Raw genomic sequence first — 25,689 nt, 5'->3', positions numbered from 1 at the left:
AATAGGGAGCAAGTGTTTAGGAAATCTTGTTATGATTTCAAATCATTCACAAACTTCAACAAGTAATTCGCAGCTTCTTCGGGAATTTTCTTACCTTTCTGCGCATGAACTTCGTTGATGAAGGCATCAAACTGTCCATGCCGGAGCTTAGTTCCAAGCGAGTTAACTATACCTTGGCTGCCATTACTGGTGACCCAAGCTTCGATAAGTCGGATCAGGCTATCCACTGTCACCTTGACGGTAACAGTGGTTTCTGCCGTTCCGGAATTGCCGGCAGTATCGGCCGCATATGCTGAAACGGCATTGTTACCCACGTTTAATAGATAGGCTGGGCTGCTCAGCAAAGGAGCCGAGCAGGAGCTATATACCACGCCGGATACGGCGTCTGTAGCGGTGCAGGTGATCGTTACCGTCTGATCGACGGTATAGGTTCCCCCTCCGCTGATATGAACGGCCGGAGCGGCTTGATCAATTGCGAAGGATACCGTTTGCGACAGTTCCTTATTACCAAACTGATCGGTCGATCGGAACGAAATCGTGTGAACGCCATCTTCGTTGAAGACAAGCTCGTTCTGATATTTCGTCCAAGTGGCTCCTCCATCTAGGCTGTATACGGTTTCCGTAACGCTGGACTTATCATCCGTAGCGTTCAGATTTACTTTGACATCGGAGACGTACCAACCGTTCTGCTTCGTCCCTTCCAAAGCGGCGACGGTAACTGGAGGTGTATCATCCGTTACGATCCATTGAACCGTTCTGAATTTTTTGGGATCTTTCGTTTCACCAATGCCGGAGCCCCACTCGATATACCCTTTACGCCCGGTGCCATCGTTATCATTAACGAGCAGCGAGAAGCTGAAGGCACCCTGTTTTTCCGGTTTGATCGGCGCAAGCTCAGACCAAGGAAGCGCGAGTTCATAGACGGTAACCTTTTGTGCTTCATCGCGCGATACCTGCAAGGAACCGTTCGTTATAAGATCCTTGACGCTGGTATTAGGTGACGACCAACGAAAGATTTGCGGTCCCTGAGGCGTCTGGGAAATACCTATTTCATAGAAACCCAGATTTTCTCCAGGAATACCCGCCATTGCGGCAAACTGGAGACTGTCATTTTTCCAAATATCCGCTCCGCTTGCAGGCGTGTAATGAACATCGTCTTTGATTACAGCGGTCAGATTGAAATGATCCTGATCCCAGTTCACCCATACGCTGCCGTCCAAATCCGAGGGACCTGTATAATTTTGCATTTTTACCGTCCCTTGCGACAATTTGGCAACCGGCTGCGACGCTATGATCGCAGGGTCAGTCACGCCGTCAATTTGTACCGTTCCGGGAAGGATCGGATTAAAATCCAGCTTCCCTGCATAAACGAAAGATGCTTTTCCGTCAAATTGGACAGTCACTTGCGCTTGGTTACTGACACCGTAATTAAAACCGCTGAGTGGAATGTCAAACGTCTTGATAGTGTCTGGAGGAATCACATCGTTCAAATTCTGGCTGCCTGACTGGTTGCCGAATTGCCAATCCGCTTTTCGGACAGTTAGACCTTGCTGCTTGGAATAATTCTGAATTTGTATCTTCAATGCTTCAGCTTTCGTATTCACATCGGTAATAACGGGTATGACGCGTGCACGGTAAGAAGGAAGCGTTTGTATGGCATGCTTCAGTCTTCCGATTCGGTTCCCGTTCACGGTCAAGTCGCCTGTTACATAGCGAATGCCTTCCTGGCTCAATCCAGGCAGGGAGAACGACTGCGACGTATTCTGGCCTGCTCCCGCGTACAAAGGATATGTCGAGCCTTCCACCGTAAATGAAGCGGCGAGAGGCGATGCGGATGTATTATTCGCTTCTACCATTAGCGCAACAGGTTCACTGGTTACCGCCTCAGCCCCCGTCACGACGAACGTCGAATCAAGCGCAATGCCGTCAATGTTACTTTGGATGTAAATGGGTTCCGCGGTTAGTGTCATATACACCCTGCCGTTAAGCGGCGTGAAGGTTTCCGTGTTCCCCATGATATCCGTGATTTGAATAGGCGCGTTCGTTTGAATGGCTGCCTGCACAGGGGTATTAGCCCAGACGACTCTTAGCTTCTGGCCGTTTTTATCAAATCGGTAGCTGGTAATGCCCGTGTCGACGGCTTCCTGTTCAACGAACGAGGCGCCTAGCAATTCTCGCGTCATCGCCCCATAAGCCGCATAGGCGGGTTTCGGAGAAAACTGCCCTTTGGGGTCATCCTGGTGGCGAATGAGGCCGAAATTATCTTCGCCATAGTCGGCTTGCATGCCGTCATTCATCAAATCATACCAGAATATTTTCTTGACACCGGCGCTCAACGCTTGCACATAAGCACGCACCAAATAATCCGCTTGCGTTTTTTCGTCTACTCCCCTTGTGTCGGTATGCCAGCCGACTTCCGTAATCCAAACCGGTTTGTCTTGTCCCTGATTATATTTCCGGATTAAGCTTTGCGCATCGAGCACAGCTTGCAACATACCATCCGGCGTTCGATTGTACGGATGGATGGAAACGACGTCCATGTATTGGAGCCCGCCAAGCTTAAACACTTCTTCCATCCAGCTTATATCTACATTCGATGCCATTCCGACAACCGTTACGTCCGGTCTGGCCGCTTTCACCGTCTCGTAGGTCTTCTTCAGCAGCTTAAAATAATAGTCCGGACGCGAGTCTGCGGGACCGTTCCCACGATCGCCAAACCCTCCGTTGAACTCATTGTAGACTTCCACCCATTCCATCTGATTGCCATATAAGTCCAGCAAGGCCTTGCCATAATTGGCAAACCCTTGACGGCCATCGTCCGAATAGGGCGTACTATCCTGATCATAAAACGGATTGGTAAAGTCAAGGGTGATGAACGGCTTCAAGCCGTCTTGCTGCGTTTTCCGCATAAAGGCATCACGGCCTGGCGGCTTCTGGTATTTCCCTTTTTCGTATTCGACATCTACCCAAGTTATTTCGTCACGGAAATTTTTGGATCCGACGCGTTTCAATAATGCACTTAACTCAGGCGTCCAACCCGTATTTGTTCTTGCTAGGTGAGTGGATACCCCGAATGGAGAATTGTTCACCAAAGTAGGGTCATCCGAAGCTAAGCGGGCAAACGAAATTTCTGCACGCTTGATCGTTTGACCATCTTTCTCAGCAGCAAGCGAAAGCTTATAATAACCAAGCTGCTGAATAGGAATCGTCAATTTCAATTGCCCGTCCTGCACCCCTTCACTGCCTGCTAATACTTGATGATCCAAGTGGTCATATACGCTCCAACTTACGGTATCTCCCCTTGTTGCAAGAGGAAAGATTGCGGACTCGTTCGCCAGAAAGACATTTCCCATTCGGGACTGCTCGATGGATAAATCCGGGAAGGTAGATGTGGTCACGATATTGTCCAAGCGAATGTCTCCGCTCGTTTTACCCGCGATCAAGCCGGTCTTTTCTAGAATAAATCCGATTCTCTGGGCGGGACCATGCCATACCCCGTCGTTTGCCCCGTTATAATGTAGGTAGCTCGTACCGCTATTGAACTTAAATATTTCTATTTTTTGCCAATTTCCAGTTGACGCCACGGCGATTTTCTGCTGATGCACCTGCCCGGTCGAATCCGTCAACAGAACCAGGATGGCAGCAGCATCCGTTGTTTTCACCCAAAATCCAAGCTTCTTTATCTCCCGAGGAGAAAAATTTCTTCCTATCGAAACACTTTTGCCTGTACCACTAAAATCTCCGCTCAACTTACCCGAAAAACTTCCCTCCTTAAACACGGACGAGTCCCGTACATATTCGCCTTTAGCTCCTGTTCCCAAGGTTGGTTTCCATATGTCAAAGGCGTTCTCGAAATTGCCGATCGCGGAATCCCAAAGAGGCTCTTGCTGCGGAACCGTCGCAGACACATCATCGATCCACAAGTTCCCGCTTGTTTTCCCACCGCTTAAACCAGATTTCTCCAACAAAAGCCCTATTCCCTGGGCAGGTCCATGCCACACCCCATCGTTTGCCCCACCGAAATGAAGATAGCTTGTGCCGCCGTTAAATTTAGTGATTTCCATCTTCTGCCAATTGACATTTGACGTCGCTGTTAGCTTCTGCTGATGCACCTGTCCGGTCGAATCCGTCACCCGAAGCACAATCGCAGCGGCGTCAGCTGTTTTGACCCAAAATTCAAGTTTCTGTATATCCATAGGAATAAAATATTTACTCACTGAGACATATTTGCCGCCGGTGCTAAAATCCCCGCGCAGCTTACCCGAAGAGGTCCCCGACCTAAATACGGACGTATCCCGCACATATTCACCTTTGGCTCCGGGAAACTCCGTTCCCAGGTAAAAATTCCAAAGCTCTTCATCGCTTTCAAACCCGCCAATCATTGCATTTTGTAATGTTTCTGCCGCATAAACGGTTGTGCTGTCTAAAGATCGTAGTCCAAACAAAGGTGAGGTAAACAATAACGAAATCAGCATAAGGCATAACATCCATTTTTTCATCACCAAGTAAACTCACTCCCTTCATTTTTGAAAGCGTTTTCATTATTAAGCCAACACAGGCAGCCAAACTATGCTTGCTCATCTCCATCCCCACGCCTGCATGAATCTTAATCATGCAGGCCTATCCTTGCACTCTAACGTAACCACCACTCGTGAATCCTCACCTAGCTAATTGGTCTCCAATATCCATAATCCCGACATGGAGCCGATCATGCTCATCCGAAAATGTGAAGGTAACCTTACGGCTGTCTGGACTAAAGGATGGATGCGGGTGTCCAGGATGCATCCCACGGCACGGCAGCTCGCATAGCAGCTCGGACTGTTTCGTAGCCGTGTTGATGAGCACGATTTTGGAAATGCCCGGCTCCTGCGTATCCGCTGCCGCATATCGGCCGTCAGGACTGATGCCGACATGCCAATACCTGTAGTCTCCGTTAATGAACTCGTGCCGCTCGCCCCGACGATCCACGAAATATACGCCTGTCGGTTTATCCGGACTATGCGGATACTTCACGAAGTACAGTCCACTGCCGTCGAACGCCCACATTTCGTGCCCCACATATTCTACTGGCAATCCGCTCTCCTCTTTCTTCTGCGAAAAAAGGTTGCGCATACCTCCGGTTCGCGTGTCGACTGCCCAGAGCCGATCTGGAATTTGCTCCGTAGCGCCCTCATGTGAAAAGAACACTTGATTCGGATCAACAGGATTGATCATGGCATGATTCGCCACCGGATAAGGCTCGTCAAAACGCGGACGGGCTACTTCGCGCACCTCCCCGCTCGCCGCATGGACAGTGCCGATCACCCAATCGGCCTCCCGAGATGCAGCATCCTCGGAACGAAGAAGCTGCTCTTTCCAGTAGACACCAAGCGCCTTGCCATCGTTCGTAATCGATAATGGCCCAAAGAACGTGCAATGCTCTTCCAGCTTGCAAATCGTACGCCGTTCGCCGCTCCACGCATCAATTGCATACAACTCATTCTTGTCGAATAGATACAAGATATCATCACACGAAACGACCCCGCGTCCCCATTTCAGGCTTTCCTCCAGCAACTGCACATCACCCGTTTCCGTATCGAAACGCACGATGTTACCTATCCACGTCTCCCGGTCCATTTCCGTGTGTACGATCACATGGCGGCTGTTCGACAACCACGACATCGCCGTATAATAATGATGTCCCGTATCGCCTTTATCGGAACCAATCACTAGGATCGGCAGCCCTGTTTTTGTATCTGTAAACGATGTACGCGTCAGCATCGTCCATACCTCCTGTTGCATTCTTATTCGGCTTCGTCAGCTTCGTCGGTATCATCAGCACCATCGGCTTCTCTTAGGGACGCTTGCTCCCGCTCCCGATATTCACCCGGGATAAAGCCAGTACTTTTCTTGAAAATCCGTACGAAGCTGTTGACGTTCGAGTAGCCGACCGCCCCCGATACATCACGGATCAACATATCGGTACCAACTAGCAGTTCCTTTGCCTTCCTCATACGAATATCCATTAGATAATCGATGAAATTCCTTTCCGTTTGCTCCTTGAAAATACGACTAACATGCGACGCGCTCAGCTTGAATTCGCTTGCCAAATAATTCAATGATAAATCGCTGTGCATATAGTGCGCGTCAATAAAAGCGGTCATGCGCTCGACAACGTCGTTTCGCTCTCGATTGCTTCGTCTCTCCTCAATTAGCTCTGCATATTGGCCAAGCTGCTCGATGACGTATTCCGACAACTCATGGATACTTTCGTACTGACTCAGCAGATCGAATAGCCGATGTGAAGGCGCCTCCTCGAGCAGTGCCGGATCGATCTCGCCTACGGCTTTGGCTGCCTTCATCATAAAATGCACAACAAGCTGCCGAATCATATCCGGGGCAGCGCCGCTGCCAGCCATCTCACCGAACCAACGGTCCGTCTGCTTCGTCATCTTCTCGCTATCTGTCAGCCGCAGCGAGTCAACGATCCCATCCGCCATGCCAAGCAAGCGCATAAACTCCCCGCTCGCGGGCTCGCGAATATCTTCGCTGGAGATAATCGTGTTGCCGCCGAGAATCATTTTGTACGACAGTGCCGACATCGCGTCGTGATACGAATGCTGAAGCGCGCCCAAATCTTGCGTCATGCGGCCTAGTCCAATTGAAATCGTCTGTTTGAATTGTTCTTCCACATAGCTCTTGATCAACTCAGAAACCGCCAGCGCACGCAGTAGATTCGCTTCCCCGTCCCCATCGTCAAAGCTGAGCACGATAACGACCATGCCATCCCGCGCTTCAATGGCGATCCCTCGGTACTCGGTGTTGATGATCTCCTCCGCCACATTGCAGAGCGCGTAGCTATATAAATGAAGATCCTGCGGAGTCGCAATCCCCGATTTTCCATCGAACTCGGCTGCCATCACGATATATTGCATCGCATGCAGCGGAAATCCGATCGCTGCAAGACTAGGCAACAGCTCGCCCGGATTTTTGCGCGCGCCGATCAGCGCATCCATCACAAGTCGCCATTTGATAACCGGTTGTGTTTCCCTCATTTGCCTGTACATGCGATTGCTGTCTGCCAAAATGTACGATAAGGATACTTCGATGCTGCTGAATTCGTCGTCTGCCATATGCTCACTTTTTCTTTCATATCCGCCATACGCTTGAAGTTGTTTCGTCACATTCGAGAGGACCCGATTCACCGGCCGGAACATCCAGCTGTTTAATACCACCGCCATGCCGCTTGCTAGAAGCAGAAGAATGATCGAAATTCCAAATAAGGTATTTCGCACCTGGACCAGCGGCTTGCTGAGCTCAGAATCGGACACGACACTAATGATTTCCCAGCCCGTATACGGACTCTTCATATAAAAGATGGTTCTGTTGATCCCGTTTATTTTCGAACGGAACTGCCCTTCATCCCGCTCGTTCATTTGTTTCGACCAAAGCAATTCGCCTGTTTGCGTGCCGATCAACGATTTATCTGCATGACTGAGAATCGTTCCTTCCGCATCAGCCAGAAATAAATAGCCGAGAGAAGGATCAATCGCATTTTTAATCAAATTATAAATGGAACGCTCATCGACATTGAAAGCAACCGCTCCTTTCCTGTATCCTTCCCCATGTGTAAGCGGATAGGAGCGAATGAGCGTCATGACGTTGTGCCGAATCTTACCAGACTCATCGATGGACAGCTTTCGTGTGCCTATCCACTGATAAAAGCCTTTGTAACGTTCGAACGCACTAATCCATTGATAATCGGGGCCTGGCTCCGGCGTCTGAAACGGGTTCGTTTGCGACCAACGCTTCTTCGCATAGGAATACAGATCTATTGAAAAAATGGTGTCATTGCTCAGCAACATATCGCCGATTCGGTTGTTGATATTGATCGTGTCCTGCTGGTCAGCAGCATCGTCCTCCATAAACGTCCTCATATCACGGCTGCGCAAAAATTGCATCGCCTCCGAGTCGATCGCCTTCAGCACCAACAGCAGTTTACCGTTTACCTCGTGGAGCAGCGACATGTTCGTTTGCTCGACTTCTGCCTGAAGATGATCGGTCGTGATGAAATATGACAGGCCTGCTGTCGAAACAATGCATAGGCTCAAAAAAAGCAAAATCATCGACATTGCCCGCTTCGAACGGCTTCTCTTTTGTCGCCAGAACATGTCTCTGCCCCCTTGAATTATCGATAATCGGGGAAATAACGGGACCTTAAAAGCCCCATTTATTCCCACATCGAGTTATTTGAAATTCTTTTTATTCTTTTCGTACCATTCTTGCGCGCCTTGATCTGTCTTGTCTCCGCCAGCGCTCTTGTACTCTTTACGCATCATATCAAGCGCCTGCTCTGGCGTAATGTCACCTTTGATGATTGCTCTCGTGCGGATCTCATCCAGCTTAGGCCCAATGCTCGCAAACACATTATTGATTTCCGGCAGACTCGGCACATAAGGCATATCACGTCGGAACGGCACGCTAAGCGCTGTAGTAATTGCTTGAACATTCAATTTCGCCCAACGCTGCGAAAGCGGATCCTGAGCGGCTTTTATAATCAAATCCTCCGGCTTGAACGTCTTGGCATCGTCTTTTACAATCGCATACTCGCTTGCGTAGGCGACTTCTTTCTTAAATTTGTCCGCGTCTATCACCTGTGGGACGCCGCTTACCAATTTGTAATGCGTGTTCTCCACACCGTTTTTCAGTGCGTACCAGCCTTTATCGAGCAACCAGTCGAGATATTGAATCGCTGCTTTCGGATTTTTCATATCCTTATTGAAAGCTACGAAAATGTTAGCATCAGTTTCCTGGTATACGCCAAATTTCCCGTACTTTGTTGAAAAAGCAGCCAGCGGGACCGGATTCGCATCGGGAACGTTCTTCATCAAATCCTTCATGTAGCTGTCAATACCGTTGCCAACAGTGCCGATCAAGATGCCCGACTTTCCTTGCGCCCAGTCCGTCATCATCTTCTGACTGTTCTTATCCGTCAAGTACTCCTTATCGATATACCCATTCTCATACAGCTTTCTTTCGAATGAAATAGCTCCAACGTTGCGATCCACGAATCTGGCATTGGTCATTTTGCCCCCTTCGAGATACCATTGCGTGCTATGCGTCGCATACAGGCCGGAGATCACATTAGGCCAAACATACATGGAAACGACAGGTGCGTTCGTATTCCCGGATAAACCTTTCTCCTTGAAGGCTTTCGTCACTGCAAAAAACTCTTCCTCTGTCGTTGGAGCCTTCATGCCAACCTTGTCCAGCCAATCCTGCCTAATCCACATGCCAGCGTTAGCCAAGTTGTTCAGCGGCCGTTTTGTCGTTATCCCGTATATTTTGCCATCGAACGTCATCAACGGCTTCAAATCAGGATTCTCGTTAATATACTTCTTCAGTACCGTGCTGTATTTCTCTATGTAATCATCAATAGGCTGAATGACGCCTTGTGTGACGAGCGTACCGATATAATTACGGTCAAAATCCCAGATCAGATCCGGTGCTTCGCCGGAAGCAATCAGCGTATTCAGCTTATCCTGCGCCTGGTTGCGGGGAACCGGCACATATTTGACCTGGACGCCCGATTGTTCCTGAATCCACTTGGTCCAGCGATTCTGTTCGTAGGAGCCCTCTTCTGCTGCTACGGCACCGCGGTCATACATCGTAACACTAACGGCCTTCGGTAACTTATCGTATTTGTCTTCCACCTTACCTGATGCTGACGGAGCTGGACTGCCGCTCGCTCCTTCCTCGGTTTTCGCACAGCCGGTTAAAGCCGCTCCCAGCGTCATTGCCAAAATCGTTGAACCTAACACCCATCTTTTTGTTCTCTTCATACGATGACCTCCCACATGGAATAATTATATCACAAGGCGCTAGCGCCATTATGAACGGAACCAATAACTGACGTTTGACGTTAAACAAGCTAGCCTTTAACAGAGCCCATTAAAACGCCTTTCACAAAATATTTTTGCAGAAACGGATAAATGATCAGAATCGGCAGCGAAGCCAGCATAGCGGCTCCCGCACGCACACCTTCCGGCGGCAGCGCATTGTTCCCGTCTGTCGAGTCCCCGATCAATAGTGCTGGATCGAGGTTGTCAATCATCTGATAGAGCTTCACCATCAGAGACATTTCCGTTGAGCTTTTAATAAAGATAAGTACGTTGTAATAAGCATTCCACCATCCCACCGCGTAGAAAAGAGTCAATGCTGCGATAACAGGAAGTGCCAGCGGAAGAACGATACGCACAAGCACGACCCAGTCCTTCGCCCCATCGATGGATGCCGACTCTTCAAGCTCACTCGGCAAACCTTCGAAGAAGGTTTTGAGGACGAAGAAATTGTACGTACTGAGAAGGCCAGGCAGCCAAAGCGACCAATACGTATTCATTAGTCCCAAGCTTTTGATGAGTAGAAACTGAGGGATTAGCCCTCCACTGAAAAGCATTGTAAAGATTATCATGCCAAGGACTGCTCCTCGTCCGCGCAAATCCATTTTGGACAACGGATAAGCTGCCATGATCGTAACCAGCATGTTCAGCGTGGTGCCGACAACGGTCATCACTACCGTGTTTTTCATCGCTACGAATAGCTGCCCGTCATCGATCAAATTGCGATAGGCATCCCATGTAAACTGTCGTGGCCATATCGAAACATTACCGGCACGTATGGCTTCGCCCGAGCTAAGGGAAACAGCCAGTACATTCAGAAACGGAAATAACGTCGAGAACGTGCATATTGCTAAGAAGAGATAGAGTATTAAGCGGGGCACGCGCTCTTTCCAAACGGCCATCCGCAGCCCCTCCTTTCGATAATTGAATTTGCCACTAGCCGCATCCTTTGCTACCATAACGCACGCTCTCCCATCGACCGAATGATGCGGTTCACAGATAGCACGAGTACCAAGCCGACGAGGGATTGAACCAATCCAATCGCGGTTGTGTAGCTATATTGCAGGTTGATGAGGCCGAGTCTGTAAATGTAAGTACTCATCACGTCGGAAACGCTGGTCACCATTGGATTAGTCAGCACCCAGACGTGCTCGAAGCCAACGTCGAACATACGGCCCATTTGCAGAACAAGCATGAGTGCAATTGTGCTTCGGATACCAGGAAGCGTCACATGCCATATTTGTCGCAACTTGCCGCCGCCGTCTATACGTGCTGCTTCATACAGATGCGGATCAATACTCGACATGGCCGCCAAATAAAGAATGGTACTGAAACCTGCATCCCGCCATATGCCGGAAAACACATAGACAAGGGGCCACCAAAAGGTGTTTCCCATGAAATAGATCGGCTCAATCCCGAACGCCTTCAGGATATAATTGATAAAACCACTGCCAGGGGAAAGTAATCCGATGACGATCGTACCAAGAATAATCCACGATAAAAAATGAGGTAAATACAGGAGATTCTGCACAACTCGCTTATACCACTCCACTCGCACCTCGTTAAGCATGATGGCGAGCACGATCGGCACTGGGAAGCCAATGCACAGTCCGTATAGATTTAATAGGAGCGTGTTGCGAACAATCTTGAACAAATCACTGCTGTGCAGCAACCGATTGAACTGCTCCAATCCCACCCATTTGCTGCCCCAAATGCCGTCAGCTAGCCGAAACTCCTTAAATGCAATGATTTCCCCGTATAAGGGGAAGTACTTAAATACAATGAAGTAAACGATAACGGGGACAAGCAGCAAATACAGAAACGGCCTGCGCTTCAGATCCTTCCATAACGATCTTCGTGAAGCTTTCCCTTCAGCGCTTCCACTGATTCCGGCTTTGACGATTGGTTGTGAAATCATGTATGGTCACCTTCCTTTCTGTTGTTAGCCTGTTGTGATTCGGCTTGAACCCACCATACCAACCGTAGTTTTATATAGAAAGTCTCACTTTTTGAGGTTCCCCGCTTCTCATGCTTTGAGGGCTACACAATTTTTGCGCTCCTATTCTTTTCATGATAAAAGCCCGGGCGCTGGGCGCACGGGCTGGGAAAAACGGCTTTGCGGGCATCGATTTCTCATGGATTACTGTGTTGTCGAATTTTTTGCAACTTAATGAAGATAAGAAAAATCCGTTGCAATCATCGACTAGAAGACATTACCACACGATATAAATTCAATACTAATTAAATAACCCCGTAGAAATTAAAAAAGTGAATGTTCACAAAAGTAAACATCCACTAACGATTTTTATTTTCCTTGATCATTTGCGTTATTGAATAATAAGTGGGACTACCTTGCCCTGATTGACATCGATTAAACCGAAGTCCGTAATTTTCAAAGCCGGACTTACCGGTAGGGAGTGCGTACTGATGGACATGATGGGATTATAATGCTTGTAGCCCAGCGATTCCATAGCTTTGCGGAGCTGTTCAACTTCCATGGCTACCTGCTCCAGCGGCTCTTCCGTTAAGATGCCGCCCACTGGCAGCCTGAGGTTCGCGATCACTTTGCCGTCTTCCACGACGCTGAAACCGCCTTGATTGTTAATCACTTCGTTAGCGGCAAGCTGCATATCGCCGGGATTGTGCCCGACAACGAGCAAGTTATGATTGTCGTGGGAGTACGTCGTCGCGATGGCTCCCCGCTTGATCGTATCGCCGCCAATCAATCCGTAGGCGCGATTGCCATTCTTCCCGTAGCGTTCGAACGTAGCAATGAGTGCGCTGCCGCTTTCCTGCCATAGCAGCTTCCCTTGCCGAACTTCAACCTGAGCATGCTGTTCTTCTGTGAATGTAGAACCATCCTTCACCATCATCTTGCGGCACGTATAAACAGCGTCAGCTTCTTCTATACTGACAACAAAATCCGCTTCCTTTAAAGGCGCCATCTGCACGCTCTGATAATAATGCGCAGGAAAAGCCGGAGGCTTGATGATTGGTATATAAGCCTTGTCCACATCGTAAACTTTACGCCCCGCCTTGAAAACCTGCTCAATCGTTAGCTGTTCTAGATTGGAAAGCAGCAGGAAATCGCCTATCTTGCCAGGGGCGATTACCCCGCGGTCATACATCCGCATCCGCTTGGCTGGAGAGAGTGTGCTAGCATAAATGGCCTGCTCGGGCTTCATACCCATGCCGATTGCTTTGCGCACAATATGATTCAAGTGCCCGCGGCGCTGGAAAGAGTCAGCCATCACATCATCGGTAACGAAACAATAATGCTCGGATACATCATGATGGATTAAATAAGCCATAACTTCATCCGTCATTGATTTCTCTTGAATTTCGATGAACATGCCCGCAGCGATCCGGGCTTCCATGCCCTCAATCGACTGATGCGTATGATCCGAATCGACCCCGCTGTAAATCATCCTGTGCAGGTCCAAATCCAACAGCTTAGGCACATGCCCTTCAATAATGAGATGCGGATAGTTGGCACGGACATGGTTGATGATTTGATTTGTTTTGCAATCGGGGTCTGTAATAACATCAACGAAATTCATGATTTCACCCAGACAGATGATCCGTTCCGTACGTAACAGCTCGTCCAAATCGGCGATATGAATCTCGCCGCCTGTCGTTTCCATGGATGTCGCTGGAACCGAGCTCGGGATCGCATAGAACATGTCCGCGACAGTATCCTGACTTGCTTTCATAAACTGCTTGACTCCATCCAGTCCGAAGACGTTGGCAATCTCGTGAGGTTCGGGCACAATGGTTGTGACCCCATTACGGATGAGTCCGTAGGAGAACGTCTCCGGTGTCACCATCGTGCTTTCAATATGCAAATGGATATCGATAAGACCTGGAATCATGTAACGGCCGTTTCCGTCCAAACGTTCCGAGGCTTCGAAACTTTCCGATCCTCTTTTCCCAATATATAAAAATTTACCGTCCAGTATGGCTGCATTGCCATGGATAAATGTTTTAAAATAACTGTTATAAATATGAACATTTTCAATCAGTACATCAATGCGCATCTGTCTTCACCTCCAAGTCCACTACTCAACGATTACTAATTTCTCACCTGGAAAATGAAGCCGAACCTCTTGCCCATTCGCGTAAGGAAGCTCCATCTCTTTATTCACGGTGAAGGAACCAAGTTCCGTTTCAATCACATACTGATAGCTTCGCCCGAGGAACGTGCTAACCTTGACGCGGCCGCTCACGCGATTGGCCCCTGCCTCCAGCTCATCTAGGGTGCCCATCACGACATCGTCCGGACGAATAGCTCCTTGCTTGCCTAGCTGTTCGCCTTTACTCGCATGCTTGGTTACAGCGAACATATAATCTTTCACCTTGAGGGCAATCTCTTCACTGCTATCAAATCGTGACTCGAAGGTGATAAAATTCGTAAACCCGATAAACCGCGCCACGAACTCCGTCTTCGGATATTTGAATATCGTCGCCGGGGCGCCTAACTGCTCGATAATCCCTTTATTCATGATCGCTACTTTATCGGAGATCGAGAAGCACTCTTCCTGATCATGCGATACATATACCGTCGTAATACCTAGCTCTTGCTGGATACGGCGGATCTCCACCCGCATGTTGACGCGCAGATTCGCATCCAAATTGCTCAGCGGCTCGTCGAAGAGCAGTAGTTCCGGCTCGATGACGAGCGCCCTCGCAATCGCGACGCGCTGTCTTTGACCGCCCGACAGCTCTTTAGGGTAACGCTTCTCGAAGCCGGATAAGCTGACGACATCGAGAATGTGACGCACGCGGCGATCCAGCTCCGCCCCACTCACTTTGCGCAAGCGCAGGCCGAAAGCCACATTATCGTAAATCGACAAATGAGGGAATAACGCATAGCTCTGGAAAACGAAGCCAAAATTGCGTTTATTCACAGGAACACGCGTATAATCTTTTCCATTCAAAGAGAAAGTGCCTGATTTCGCCTCGATGAATCCTGCTATAAGCCGCAAGGTTGTCGTTTTCCCGCATCCGCTAGGACCAAGCAGCGAGATCAAGCTTCCTTTTTCAACACTTAGGTTAAAATCCTGCAGAATATAGTGCTGGTCATAGGCAACCGAAATTTTTTCCAGTGATAGCAATGCCATGATTACAAGCCTCCGTTATCGTTTGGTGAAATAGGATAAACCCATCAACCGTTCAATGATGAACATAAGTACAGCTGTGAACAGCATCAGCAGTACAGAAATAGCAGCAATTGTCGGATCAAAATGATTCTCCACATAAGTCAGCATCTGAATAGGCAGTGTACTGACCCCAGGCCCCGTCATAAAGACTGAAATGTCCACATTATTAAAAGATTCCAAGAATGCAATCAAAATTGCCGCAATAATCCCAGATTTGATATTTGGCAGTACGACTTTAAAGAAAGTCTTCAAGTGGCTGCTGCCCAAGCTTAACGCGGCTTCTTCAATCGCAAAATCGAAATTCGATAAGCTTGAAGCAATTACTCGAATGATAAAAGGCAGCATGATGACTGTATGTCCAACCAGCAGCGCCGCATATATCGGTAGGTGGTACACTACGATCAGGTACTTGAGCATCGTAAAACCAAGCACAATACCAGGAATTAGCACAGGGGAAATGAAGATCGCATTGAGCGCTTCCTTCCCTTTGAACGTAAATCGGCTTAATGCGTAAGCGGCAGGAATCCCCAGCAACAGCGCAAATAAATTACCCAGCAGCGATACGATGATGGAAGTGCTGAACGTCGACATGAACATCTTGACGTCCAGGATGTTACGGTACCATTTTAAAGAGAAGCCTGTCGGTGGGAATTTCAAGATACTCCCTGGCTCAAAAGATGCAAATGCAATGATGACGAGCGGCCCGAGCAAAAATAGATAGACAAGAAGCGTAAATACGGCCAGCCCTCGGTTCTTCTCCCGCATATTTCTACCCCTTCGGATTTAATTTAACAGCCAGTTTGTTCATCAGCGCGATGACCACAAAAGTAATCACAATCATAATTACCGCAATAACGGAGGCGAGATACCAATCATTCAGCGTAATCGCGTTCTGATATAGGAATGTGGAGATAACCCGCTGCTTGCCTCCGAGCAAAGCCGGTGTCGTATAGGCCGTCAGACTGCCCACGAAGACTAGAATACTTCCTATGATTAATCCGGGTACGCTAAGCGGCACGATGACTTTGACGAAAGCTTTGAAGCGACCCGCTCCCAAGCTTTCCGCCGCTTTCAGCAGATCCGGATCTATATTCTCAAGAACACCGACCAAGGTAATTATAATGAGCGGCAGGAATAAATGGACCAGACCGATCATCATCGCAGCAGGCGTGTACAAGATATCGAGCGGCTCCTTGATCAAGCCAATAGCGATCAACGCATTATTCAGTAGCCCCTTTTTGCCCAAAATAATCATCCAACTGAACGACCTGACAACAGAGCTGGTGAGCAGCGGAAAAATCGCTAAGGCAAGCAGAATCGCCTTCTGCCTTGGGCTTTGCTTGGAGATGAAATAGGCAACCGGGAAGCCCACCACGATGCATAGCAAGGTTGTGACCACACTAACACGCAGGGTCGTCCATAAAATTTTCAGAAAATAGGGATCCTTGAAGAAGCTCCAGTAACCAGCTAATGTGAAGCTGCCTTTATTGAAAAAGGTTGAACCTATCGTAAGAAGGATCGGAACCACCATGAAAACCATCAGGAACAGTAATCCCGGCAGCAATAGTAAATATAAATACGTTTTTTTCATGTAGCTTTACTCCTGTTCCTGGGTTCGCTAGGCGCGCAGTGCGCGGATAAATTGGTCGAGAAAGGCGTCGGCGGAAACTTCCATACACACATGGACATTAGCAGGCTTGGCTAATCGGTTCTGGAAATCACAGACCGTTTGCCCGTCGCACAGCTCACTTCGGGTTTCTACATCTACGTAATAATGGCGAGTGGTAACCAGCTCTTTATTCAGCGCCACCCCGACTGCGAGCGGGTCGTGAAGGGCGCAAGCCCGCACACCGTTGCGCTCTTGATAACGTTGCATGTAATCTGCTGTGCTTTCCTTGACATATCGGCCAATCGGCGTATCTCCGAGCGAGCGGATATGTTCTTCTGTCAGCAGCGCCTTCCGGGTCACATCCAAGCCTACGAGCGTTATGGCCGGGAATCCCGCATGCAGCACGATCTTCGCTGCTTCTGGATCGACGTACATGTTATACTCCGCTGTCGGCGTCACATTCCCGAAACCTTGGACAACGCCGCCCATTACAACTACTTCGCTGACATGATGAACCAAGTCCGGATATTTCATAACAGCCATGGCCAGATTCGTCAGCGGCGCGGTCATAATAAGCGTGACTTCACCTGTGTGCTGCTTCACTTGCTCAATGATGAAATCGACTGCATGTCCCTCAGCCGCGTACATGTGAACCTGCATATCGCTTAAAGCTCCGCCAAGTCCGTCCTTGCCGTGAACGCGATGTTCAAAATAAGTCGTGCGCAGCAGAGGCTTATTCGCTCCTTTAATGACTGGAATCTGCTGCTCCATTCCCAGCAGCTGTAAGACTTTGCAGGTATTCAGGGTCGCTTGGTCAAGTGACACATTGCCGTTCACCGTAGTGATACCTAGCACTTCCATTTCCCCGCTGCCAACAGCCAGCAAAATGCCCAGCGCATCGTCTACGCCTGTATCAACATCAAGGATGACCTTCTTTGTCATGATAAACCCCCTTCCATTTCATACAGACAAGGGTATATTCACAATCATATACCCTTGTTCAATTTCAACTATTGAGTGACCTCTTTATTCCAGCGGTCAATCCAACCTTTTAGGTTTTGATTCACGAATTTCATGTCCAATTTGCGAAGCTTGCTTACGACTTCTGTTCCATAAGTAATACCTTGCGCTTCATCAGCCGAGAGCTGAAGTGTCGTATTCACAGGTGAATCGATTTTGGACTTTGCTGATTTTTCTTGGACTTCTTTGCTCAAATGCCAGTTGATAAAATCTTCAGCCAACTGCTTATTTTTACTTCCTTTGATCACGTTAACCGTATTCATGACAGCGTATGCCCCTTCAGTCGGGGAAACAAACTTGGTTTCCGGTACAGCCGTTTTCAAATCCTTTACATACATTTCCATGATTGGCCCAGCGGCAATTTCCCCTTGCGCGAACATGTTCACGAATTCGGAAGTTTGGCCGTAGTATTTGACGACGCCTTTATTTAGTTCTTTCACCTTGGCGAATGCTTGATCCGCATTGAACGTTGTGTTGCCTGCAACGACCGATGCCGCATCAAGGATCATTGGACCTGTTGTCGACGTGATGCTTGGCAATGTCAGTTTCTTCGCAAGCTCAGGACTCCATAAGTCGCTCCACGACTTGATTTCTTTACTTGTCGCCTTCGGATTATAGGCGATTCCCAACCGACCAATCGTATAGGCAGGACCATAGTCTTCACCAAGCGGAGCCTTTGCCAAATCGTAGATGTCTTTCAAATTCGGAATACGGTTGCGATCAATCTTTTCAAAGAGTCCAGCTTCAATACCTTGCTGTGCATAGTAATCGGATAAATAGATAAGATCCACTTTGGAACTGCTGCCTTGCTTCACTTTGTTCAGACGCTCCGAGTTGTTGCCAATCTCCAGAACGATCTTGACGTTATGCTCTTTCTCAAACGGCGCATATACTTCTTTCTTGAAGAAGTCATCCGAGAAGCCCCATGTAGAAATGACTAATTCGGTAGGCGCTCCTTTGGCTGTTGCCGTCGGTGCCGTTGAAGCTGGACTTGCACTTGCAGTCCCCTGATCTTTGGACGGAGCTGCGCCGCATCCTGTGAGAGCTAGTCCCACCACGGACAGCGAAATAAGGCTATGAAGCATTCTTTTTTTCATCATGAATAACCTCCCAAGTTTGTATATCTATATTTTGAAGCGTCAAACCCTTGTCAATTTTTACTAGTATGCTACCCTTGACTTCATATCTATGCGCAAAAGCAATAATAAACAGAAAAGTGCCCTTGATAGAAGAAATCTTCTAATCAAGAGCACTTTTCATCGTAAACAATGTAAAGAGACATCTACGGATATACATGCGGTTTCCACTTAAGATAGATCAAAAGTGAAACACCGTGGTCTAAGCTATTCAGTTTGTTTAAGAATGATGTTCGTAATTGCCCATTGCGTTGGCGGATCATAATCTCTTAATACCGCATCCATCGATAATCCCATCTCTTGTTCCAACTTCTCGCGGATTCTTTTCTTATAAATCGAAGACATATAGAAATCCACTTCGTGTTTCAAAGTCGGCGCCTCGCCTTCAAGCGCGGTAGAACGGGGGGAACGACGATGTTTTGCATGAAAAGTAATGATGTTCTGATCCAACGATACCTTCAGTAAAGTGGTTCCAAAGCCGAACAATTCTTTAGAAATCTCGTTATATAGGTGACACAGCTTCTTCTTGTACTCATTAGAATCTGATTGGGACATTGAAATCACCTTCAAGAACGATTATTGGCTTTTATGCTTTCAAATCTATCTTAATAATACATAGGATTACTGAATTAATCAAGCAAATCGTTCGCCTTTTTATCTATTTTGACTAATAATAAAGAGTACATCACTTAGAAATATGCCAATTTCCCGAAATATCTCTCATGCTTTGTAAGAATTAACGATCTGATTTTGTGATTTTCTTTATGAATCGGCAATCTTGCGCTCCACAATGTTGTTTTCCCCATAGAATCAACGGCTCTATACTGCCGCTACTCTAGGTTTATTCTTCCATTAACTCATATTCAATTATTGTTCTCATTCGCTTATCAAGCTTACATGTCTTCACTTCAAAACCATTAAACTCAAGGCGTATTTCCAAGTCCATACTCGGAATCCTAACCACAGTTGATCTCGCTAGCCCAGTTGGCTCGAATAATCGCAAGATATATGTATCTTCTCCTTGTTCGGCTCGCTTGAAAGCCGTCATTTGGATCACATCATCATCAAGTTGGACCGCTGTAGCAGGTATCTGCCCTTCCCCATGGGGGAAGAACGAAAGTGCATACGGTTTTTCATTCCATTGAAGCGCCTCGCGGTCAATGCATCTGAGTCTTTCCGATTTGGGGCCGGCATTCAACCAGAATCTGAACATTCGTTCACCTTGATCGATTCGTGGAGAAAAACGATCATTTGGCATCAAAGGTCGGTCAAGAATTGGATGAGCGGTGTAAGCCGCCCCTCGTAATAAGGAGGGTCTTATTACGCCATTTGAACAATCCGATCCATAGATCCCATCATTGATCAGAGTAATAGCGACGTTGTCAGTTTCGGACATGAGAGCTGTCCATTTTTGTGCAACAACTTCCGTTCCATCCGTTTCAAGAGACTGCACTCCAAAGATCGTCTGTCCTGCATATATGCCCTCATCAAGTACGGTTGGAATGGCGAGTTTCAGCATCGTGTCCTTCTCTTGCCAAAATACACGCTCATGGATCTCTATCTCCGTCCCATTTTTGGGTAGCTTATACGTGATAACGACCGCGGAATGACCATACATCAACAGCGATTCAATTACGGTACGTACTTCACCGTCTTCAATTACCCTAACAGAAGGCAGAGTTCCTTCTGTGATACCCGAGAATGCCGTTCCCTCTTCGGGTGACATCAGACGAAATGCCCCCTTCACGTTCTCAAACCCATCGGTGTCCATCCGCCAAGGATCGCCGTTATCAGTAATGGCCAAAGGTTGGAAAGCTCCCTCTTTGAGATAAGGGATACCCTTAACGATGTACTGATCCATCAACCCTGTTTGCGTATTAATAACTATGTTTAGTGACGGTGTTCGGAAATGAATATCACCGCCTTCGAGCACCACCTGCGGTGTAGGCTTCGAAGGCAGTAATTCAATCCGACAATCGAATCGGTTCATGGTGGAAGGCAATAATTGAGCTTCGAACACAACCCTTTTTCGCCAGTCCAAATTTAGATTGCTATGTTCCTTCTCCGCTTGTGATGGAATACGCATGCCATCTTGATATACGACAGGCATCGAGAATTGATCCTGCCAGTTCTGATCCGCAAGCATAAATTCACATTCAAACACTCCCCGAACGGGATAAGGATGCGGGTTGTAGACGAGTATCGGATACTCCCCTTCTCCTGCTGCCCGTTGCCCGCTCGATAAGGCGAAGAATGCTCGAGCTTTCAGCCTTGATGCAATTTCCAAACCATGATCCATCAGACGAAGGGAAGCTTCTTCTGCAGGTTGAATTGAGGTTCCAGGCAAAATGTCATGGAATTCAGCCACCATCAGATCATGGAACGCCTCATTAAGCTCTTCTTTGGGATAGCGAAGATATCCTTGCAAAGCAGCAGATGATAACATTTTTTCCGTTTGGTACAGCTCATTCTCCAGATGACGATGCTTTTGTTTAATTCGGATCATAGAGGTGTAGCAACCAACAAAGCGTGGATTCAAATCTCGTTCATGGCGGGGCAGAGCATCCCCTTTCTTAGAGAGATCTGCAAAGTAAGCCTCTGGTGTTGAATGTAAGACCTCTACATTACCTTTCGTTGACTCAATTAAGGCGCCTATTCGGTTTAGATCTAGGCGTGAAGGTCCACCACCGTGATTGCCGACGCCCCAAAGCACAAGCTCAAATTCCTGAGTTGTTTGCTTATTAATTCTCTCTTCCACCTTAATATGTGCTTGACCAAGCAGCGTGTTATAACCGTCTTGAATTTGATGGGCAAGTACTTCAGAGCCATCGAACCCGACCCAGACGAACTCTTGTGCTGGGCCCGCAACACGATCCTCAGGGCGCATGAATAAATAGGAATCGAATCCTGCTTTTCGAATGAGCTGTACAAGACCTCTCGAGTGCCCGAAGGAATCAAAATTGATAGCTGTGGTTGAACTCGCACCAAATTTGTCTTTGAAAAAAGTCCGCCCAAGCAAAATCTGCCTCACTATCGACTCTCCGGAAGGCATGTTACAATCAGGTTGTAAATACCACCCATGATGTGCCACTTACCTGCTTGTACCAACCCCTGTATTTTACGGAATAAAGAAGGCTCGTACTCCTCAATCCATTTATATAGCAACGCTTCATTATGGTTGAATACGTACCCCTCATATTCTTCACAAAAAGCGGCAGCAGCCCGAAAAGTTGATACCGCAGCTGCAGCCCCTTCTTCCCACTCCCATTGCCATACGGGGTCCAAATGCGCATTGCTTAATAAATGAAGCTTTCGCATGTTTATCTCTCCTCTTTGATCATGAATCGATGTCATCTCCTACCATTTTCTCAAAATCTACCCCCAACGTATATTCACTGGAATCACACGTTTTTGAACAAAAATAACATGCAAAGAAGGCTGTGCTATACTAAGAACATGCATCCTAACTTTTCGTAAAGGTGATCTTAATGAGTCTATTGAACCCACGTCATCCGCATGAAATACTTTTTCTCGGCGTCCAACCTTATCAAACTATGCTTAGTGGAAACCTAAGGCTCAATGATGCTGCCGTTGAAATCATTGATCTTTTACTAGAAGTACCTGCGGGATTCGCTCAGTGCCCACCGCACCTCCACACGTGGTATGAGCTCAATTATGTGTTTGAGGGACATATGCAAACAAGCTTCGGCGCATCGATGTTGGATATTCACGCAGGTGAGTTTTTCCTCATTCCTCCGGGTATGGAACATGCTCATACCTATGAACCCAATGATCCACATAAGGGCGTATGTTTAAGGTGGAAGGTGGATAGTAGCACGGAGGATAAACTAGCGAATACGGTCTCAACATACGAACAACTCAACGTCCTATCAAGTTGGAAACCTGGCGTTTACACTGATGAGTTTGGACTAGGTCAGCTTCTTATGAAGTGCTTTGAAAATGCTAAGTTGAACGGCTCATCCATTGCTGTTTTGCTGCAAATTGTGCAAGTCATTTTTTCTATAACAGAGTTGTCGCCGGAAAGAAAGCGGTGGATTGAAACCGACACCAATTCTGATCACGCTTTGCTCCGTAAGGTTGAAATTTATTTAAACGATGATCAAACCTACGAAGTAGATGTTCATCGACTAGCTGCATCCCTTCATATGAGCTACGGTCATTTGGCCCGAAAATACAAAAAATTAAGCGGTCATACCATCATGGATCGTATGAGTCAGATTCGTTTGGAACGCTCGCTAGAATTGCTACGATGCACGGACCAGCCAATACAAGAAATTGCGTATATAACAGGGCTATCAAGTTTATCGTATTATAGTCGTTTATTTAAAAAGAATTACGGGATGAGCCCGAAAGAATATAGAGATATAGGAAAAGAAAAAGGCCAAACTCGTTAGGCTTTTTTTATGAATATGAATATGGTTATTTCACTGTCCGCTTATCCGCATTAAGGGCCCGGACTTTCAAGTCAGCAATTATAACCTTTAGGGAATATCGCGGCTATCTTATAAAATGTCTCAAATCAAATTTTTAGAGGTTGTGTACAAGAAGCAACGTAAATCCTGAACCCACTCACTTATCTCGAATGAAAATGAAGTATAGCCACCTATTAGACTAAGCCAAATTTACAACAAAACAGCAGCATTGGACGAAACATAAAGTCCAAGACTGCTGTTATATTGAACAAACATTCTGCTTAATTGTTTACTTAATAACGACGTATTCCAAGTTAACCAGCTTGGCGTAGGTTACGATTTGATCTGTCGTTAAGTTCAAGGAAGCAACGGTATGGTGGCCGCCGCCATTCTCTATCCAGGCTCTCACCCCATCCTGGAAGTTCGGCTTCACGCTCCAAAGCACACGAGCTACGGGAAGCTTAGGAGCCGGTTCCTTCGGCTCGAAAGCGGAAACTTCGTTGATTAGCAATTTATAATGAGTGCCGAAGTCCACCATGGATACGACGACGCCTTCTCCGGCTTTGCCATCGAACACCAGACGCGCCGGATCTTCTTTACCGCCGATTCCAAGTGGGGAAACAATGATTTTAGGCTTGTTGCTAGCAAAGGTAGGATCTACTTCGAGCATATGGGATTGCAGGATCGCTTCCTGACCAGCTGCCATCTCGTAAGTGTAGTCCTCCATGAAGCCTGTATTTTGATTGTGGCTCATCACTTTCAGCAAGCGAGCAAGCGCCGCCGTCTTCCAGTCGCCCTCGCCGGCAAAACCGTAGCCCTGCGCCATCAGACGTTGAACAGCAAGACCAGGAAGCTGTTTCATTCCATGCAAATCTTCGAAGTTCGTAGTGAAAGCATTATAATCTTTCTCATCCAAGAAACGCTTGATAGCAATTTCATAGCTCGCTTGAATTCTGACGCTCGCTTCCCACGCTTCTTTACTGTTCGTGCCGAAATCGAATTCGTAAAGTTCCGCATACTGGCCCAGAAGATCATCAATTTCTTGCTCTGTAACGGCATTCACATATTGTACCAGGTCTCCGATGCCGTAGTAGTCCACGGTCCATCCGAATTGAATTTGGGCTTCGACTTTGTCCCCTTCCGTTACACCAACATTACGCATGTTGTCGCCAAAACGAGCAACTTTGATATTGAAGCTTTCATTATAAGCAACCGCAACGTCCATCCAATCCGCAATCTGCTGCTTCACTTCCGGACGTCCCCAGTAGCCTACAACTATTTTATTTTGTTTCTTCAGGCGGGCATTAATGAAGCCGTATTCGCGATCACCGTGAGCGGCTTGATTCAGGTTCATGAAGTCCATGTCAATCGTAGCCCAAGGAATGCTTTCATTGAACTGTGTTGCCAAGTGAAGCAGAGGCTTTTGCAGCATTTTTGTACCGCGAATCCACATTTTTGCAGGCGAGAAGGTATGCATCCATGTGATGACACCAGCCACTTCATCGCGATAATTGACCTCTTTCATGAGGCTTGTAATTTTATCAGCGGTTACTGCCAGCTCCTGCAAGACAAGCGGGTATGGGAGCACACCGCTATTATTCAAGGCATCAGTCATTGTCTGTGCGTGAGCTTTTACTTCTGCCAACGCTTCTTCCCCATACAGATGCTGCGAACCTACCACGAACCAAAACTGTTTAGCTGCTGTTGTTGACATCTAAATCATCCTCTTTTCTATAATTAATCATGAGTCAGGCTATTACTTCTGCCCGTAGTAGGCATCTTTCCCGTGTTTCCGAAGATAGTGTTTATCCAGAATGCCTTGAGGTAGTTCTTTTGCAAAATGATTTAATTGCCGTGCGTATAAATTCATCTTGCAAACTTCCTCCAGCACGACGCTGTTCACGACTGCCGATTTCACGTCTTTCCCCCAAGTGAATGGCGCGTGTCCCTGAAGCAGGACGCCAGGTATTGCCATGACATCCAGTCCTCGCTCCTCGAACGTTTCGATGATGACACGGCCTGTCTCCGCTTCGTACCCTCGGTCAATCTCCGCTTGATTCAAGAAACGTGCGCATGGCACGGCGCCATAGAAGGTATCCGCATGCGTCGTTCCCATAACGGGTACATCCAGTCCCGCTTGCGCCCAAATGGTTGCCCAGGTTGAATGGGTATGTACGATACCGCCGATTTGCCGATAGTGTTTGTACAACACGGCGTGAGTCGCGGTATCGGAGGAGGGTCTCATCTCGCCCTCGACCACATTACCGTCGAGATCCACAACAACCATGTCGCTCGGTTTCATCTTTTCATAGCTGACTCCGCTCGGTTTGATTACGAATAGGCCGCTTGCTCGATCGATGGCGCTCGCATTGCCCCAAGTAAATTTTACGAGTCCATGCTTCGGCAAATCCAGATTCGCTTGATATACTTCTTCCTTCAGTTGATCTAACAATG

Annotated in this window: 17 protein-coding genes and 1 pseudogene; 1 reads left to right on the top strand and 17 read right to left on the bottom strand. The window is 47.5% G+C overall.

From position 1 onward, the window contains the following. Nucleotides 1-29 precede the first annotated feature (29 nt). The 15 genes and pseudogenes from ASL11_RS20755 to ASL11_RS37555 all read right to left on the bottom strand — a co-directional run. Entirely contained in the window at nucleotides 30-4,499 is a 4,470-nt protein-coding gene (locus ASL11_RS20755; protein ID WP_235550544.1) for an OmpL47-type beta-barrel domain-containing protein, read from the bottom strand. Nucleotides 4,500-4,659: 160 nt separating this feature from the next. Next, nucleotides 4,660-5,760, bottom strand: a complete 1,101-nt coding sequence (locus ASL11_RS20750) for a TolB family protein (protein WP_056619056.1) — start codon at nucleotides 5,758-5,760, stop codon at nucleotides 4,660-4,662. Between the two features lie 23 nt (nucleotides 5,761-5,783). Continuing rightward, nucleotides 5,784-8,150, bottom strand: a complete 2,367-nt coding sequence (locus ASL11_RS20745; protein ID WP_056619053.1) for a helix-turn-helix domain-containing protein — start codon at nucleotides 8,148-8,150, stop codon at nucleotides 5,784-5,786. Between the two features lie 75 nt (nucleotides 8,151-8,225). After that, nucleotides 8,226-9,821: an extracellular solute-binding protein gene (locus ASL11_RS20740; protein WP_056619048.1), complete on the bottom strand. Its 1,596-nt coding sequence runs from the start codon at nucleotides 9,819-9,821 to the stop codon at nucleotides 8,226-8,228. Between the two features lie 89 nt (nucleotides 9,822-9,910). Beyond that, on the bottom strand, nucleotides 9,911-10,837 hold the full coding sequence (locus tag ASL11_RS20735; protein ID WP_235550525.1) for a carbohydrate ABC transporter permease: 927 nt from the start codon (nucleotides 10,835-10,837) through the stop codon (nucleotides 9,911-9,913). Continuing rightward, entirely contained in the window at nucleotides 10,831-11,796 is a 966-nt protein-coding gene (locus tag ASL11_RS20730) for an ABC transporter permease (protein ID WP_082595633.1), read from the bottom strand. The genes ASL11_RS20735 and ASL11_RS20730 overlap by 7 nt, the downstream gene beginning before the upstream one ends. Before the next feature lie 409 nt (nucleotides 11,797-12,205). After that, complete coding sequence (locus ASL11_RS20725; protein WP_056619045.1) at nucleotides 12,206-13,915, bottom strand: adenine deaminase C-terminal domain-containing protein; 1,710 nt, start codon at nucleotides 13,913-13,915, stop codon at nucleotides 12,206-12,208. A gap of 21 nt (nucleotides 13,916-13,936) precedes the next feature. Continuing rightward, nucleotides 13,937-14,998, bottom strand: coding sequence for an ABC transporter ATP-binding protein (locus tag ASL11_RS20720; RefSeq protein ID WP_056619042.1), 1,062 nt, complete (start codon nucleotides 14,996-14,998; stop codon nucleotides 13,937-13,939). A 15-nt stretch (nucleotides 14,999-15,013) separates the two neighbouring features. Then, nucleotides 15,014-15,802 carry an ABC transporter permease gene (locus tag ASL11_RS20715; RefSeq protein ID WP_056619038.1) on the bottom strand — a complete coding sequence of 263 codons (789 nt, stop codon included), beginning with the start codon at nucleotides 15,800-15,802 and terminating at the stop codon, nucleotides 15,014-15,016. A gap of 4 nt (nucleotides 15,803-15,806) precedes the next feature. Next, on the bottom strand, nucleotides 15,807-16,628 hold the full coding sequence (locus ASL11_RS20710; RefSeq protein ID WP_056619035.1) for an ABC transporter permease: 822 nt from the start codon (nucleotides 16,626-16,628) through the stop codon (nucleotides 15,807-15,809). Between the two features lie 27 nt (nucleotides 16,629-16,655). Continuing rightward, complete coding sequence (locus ASL11_RS20705) at nucleotides 16,656-17,588, bottom strand: nucleoside hydrolase (RefSeq protein WP_056619032.1); 933 nt, start codon at nucleotides 17,586-17,588, stop codon at nucleotides 16,656-16,658. Nucleotides 17,589-17,656: 68 nt separating this feature from the next. After that, on the bottom strand, nucleotides 17,657-18,766 hold the full coding sequence (locus ASL11_RS20700; RefSeq protein WP_056619029.1) for an ABC transporter substrate-binding protein: 1,110 nt from the start codon (nucleotides 18,764-18,766) through the stop codon (nucleotides 17,657-17,659). A gap of 243 nt (nucleotides 18,767-19,009) precedes the next feature. Continuing rightward, nucleotides 19,010-19,357, bottom strand: coding sequence for a hypothetical protein (locus tag ASL11_RS20695; protein WP_056619026.1), 348 nt, complete (start codon nucleotides 19,355-19,357; stop codon nucleotides 19,010-19,012). 286 nt (nucleotides 19,358-19,643) lie between these two features. Continuing rightward, nucleotides 19,644-20,912 carry a glycoside hydrolase family 38 C-terminal domain-containing protein gene (locus ASL11_RS37560; RefSeq protein ID WP_442953085.1) on the bottom strand — a complete coding sequence of 423 codons (1,269 nt, stop codon included), beginning with the start codon at nucleotides 20,910-20,912 and terminating at the stop codon, nucleotides 19,644-19,646. 171 nt (nucleotides 20,913-21,083) lie between these two features. After that, nucleotides 21,084-22,120: pseudogene (locus ASL11_RS37555) on the bottom strand (hypothetical protein); the annotation flags it as partial. Nucleotides 22,121-22,290: 170 nt separating this feature from the next. On the opposite strand from ASL11_RS37555, the gene ASL11_RS20685 reads away from it, so the two are divergent. Further along, on the top strand, nucleotides 22,291-23,217 hold the full coding sequence (locus ASL11_RS20685; RefSeq protein ID WP_056619022.1) for an AraC family transcriptional regulator: 927 nt from the start codon (nucleotides 22,291-22,293) through the stop codon (nucleotides 23,215-23,217). Between the two features lie 307 nt (nucleotides 23,218-23,524). Here ASL11_RS20685 and araA read toward each other — a convergent pair whose 3' ends face one another. Both araA and ASL11_RS20675 read right to left on the bottom strand, forming a co-directional pair. Further along, nucleotides 23,525-24,949: an L-arabinose isomerase gene (araA, locus tag ASL11_RS20680; protein ID WP_056619019.1), complete on the bottom strand. Its 1,425-nt coding sequence runs from the start codon at nucleotides 24,947-24,949 to the stop codon at nucleotides 23,525-23,527. A gap of 42 nt (nucleotides 24,950-24,991) precedes the next feature. Then, a complete protein-coding gene (locus tag ASL11_RS20675) occupies nucleotides 24,992-25,687 on the bottom strand; it encodes an L-ribulose-5-phosphate 4-epimerase (protein WP_056619013.1) in 696 nt (231 codons plus the stop codon). Nucleotides 25,688-25,689: the final 2 nt, after the last annotated feature.

The organism is Paenibacillus sp. Soil750 (assembly GCF_001428045.1).
Lineage (GTDB): Bacteria > Bacillota > Bacilli > Paenibacillales > NBRC-103111 > Paenibacillus_E > Paenibacillus_E allorhizoplanae.
Note: the sequence above shows the minus strand (reverse complement) of the source record. Positions and strands in the feature narration are given on the sequence as shown.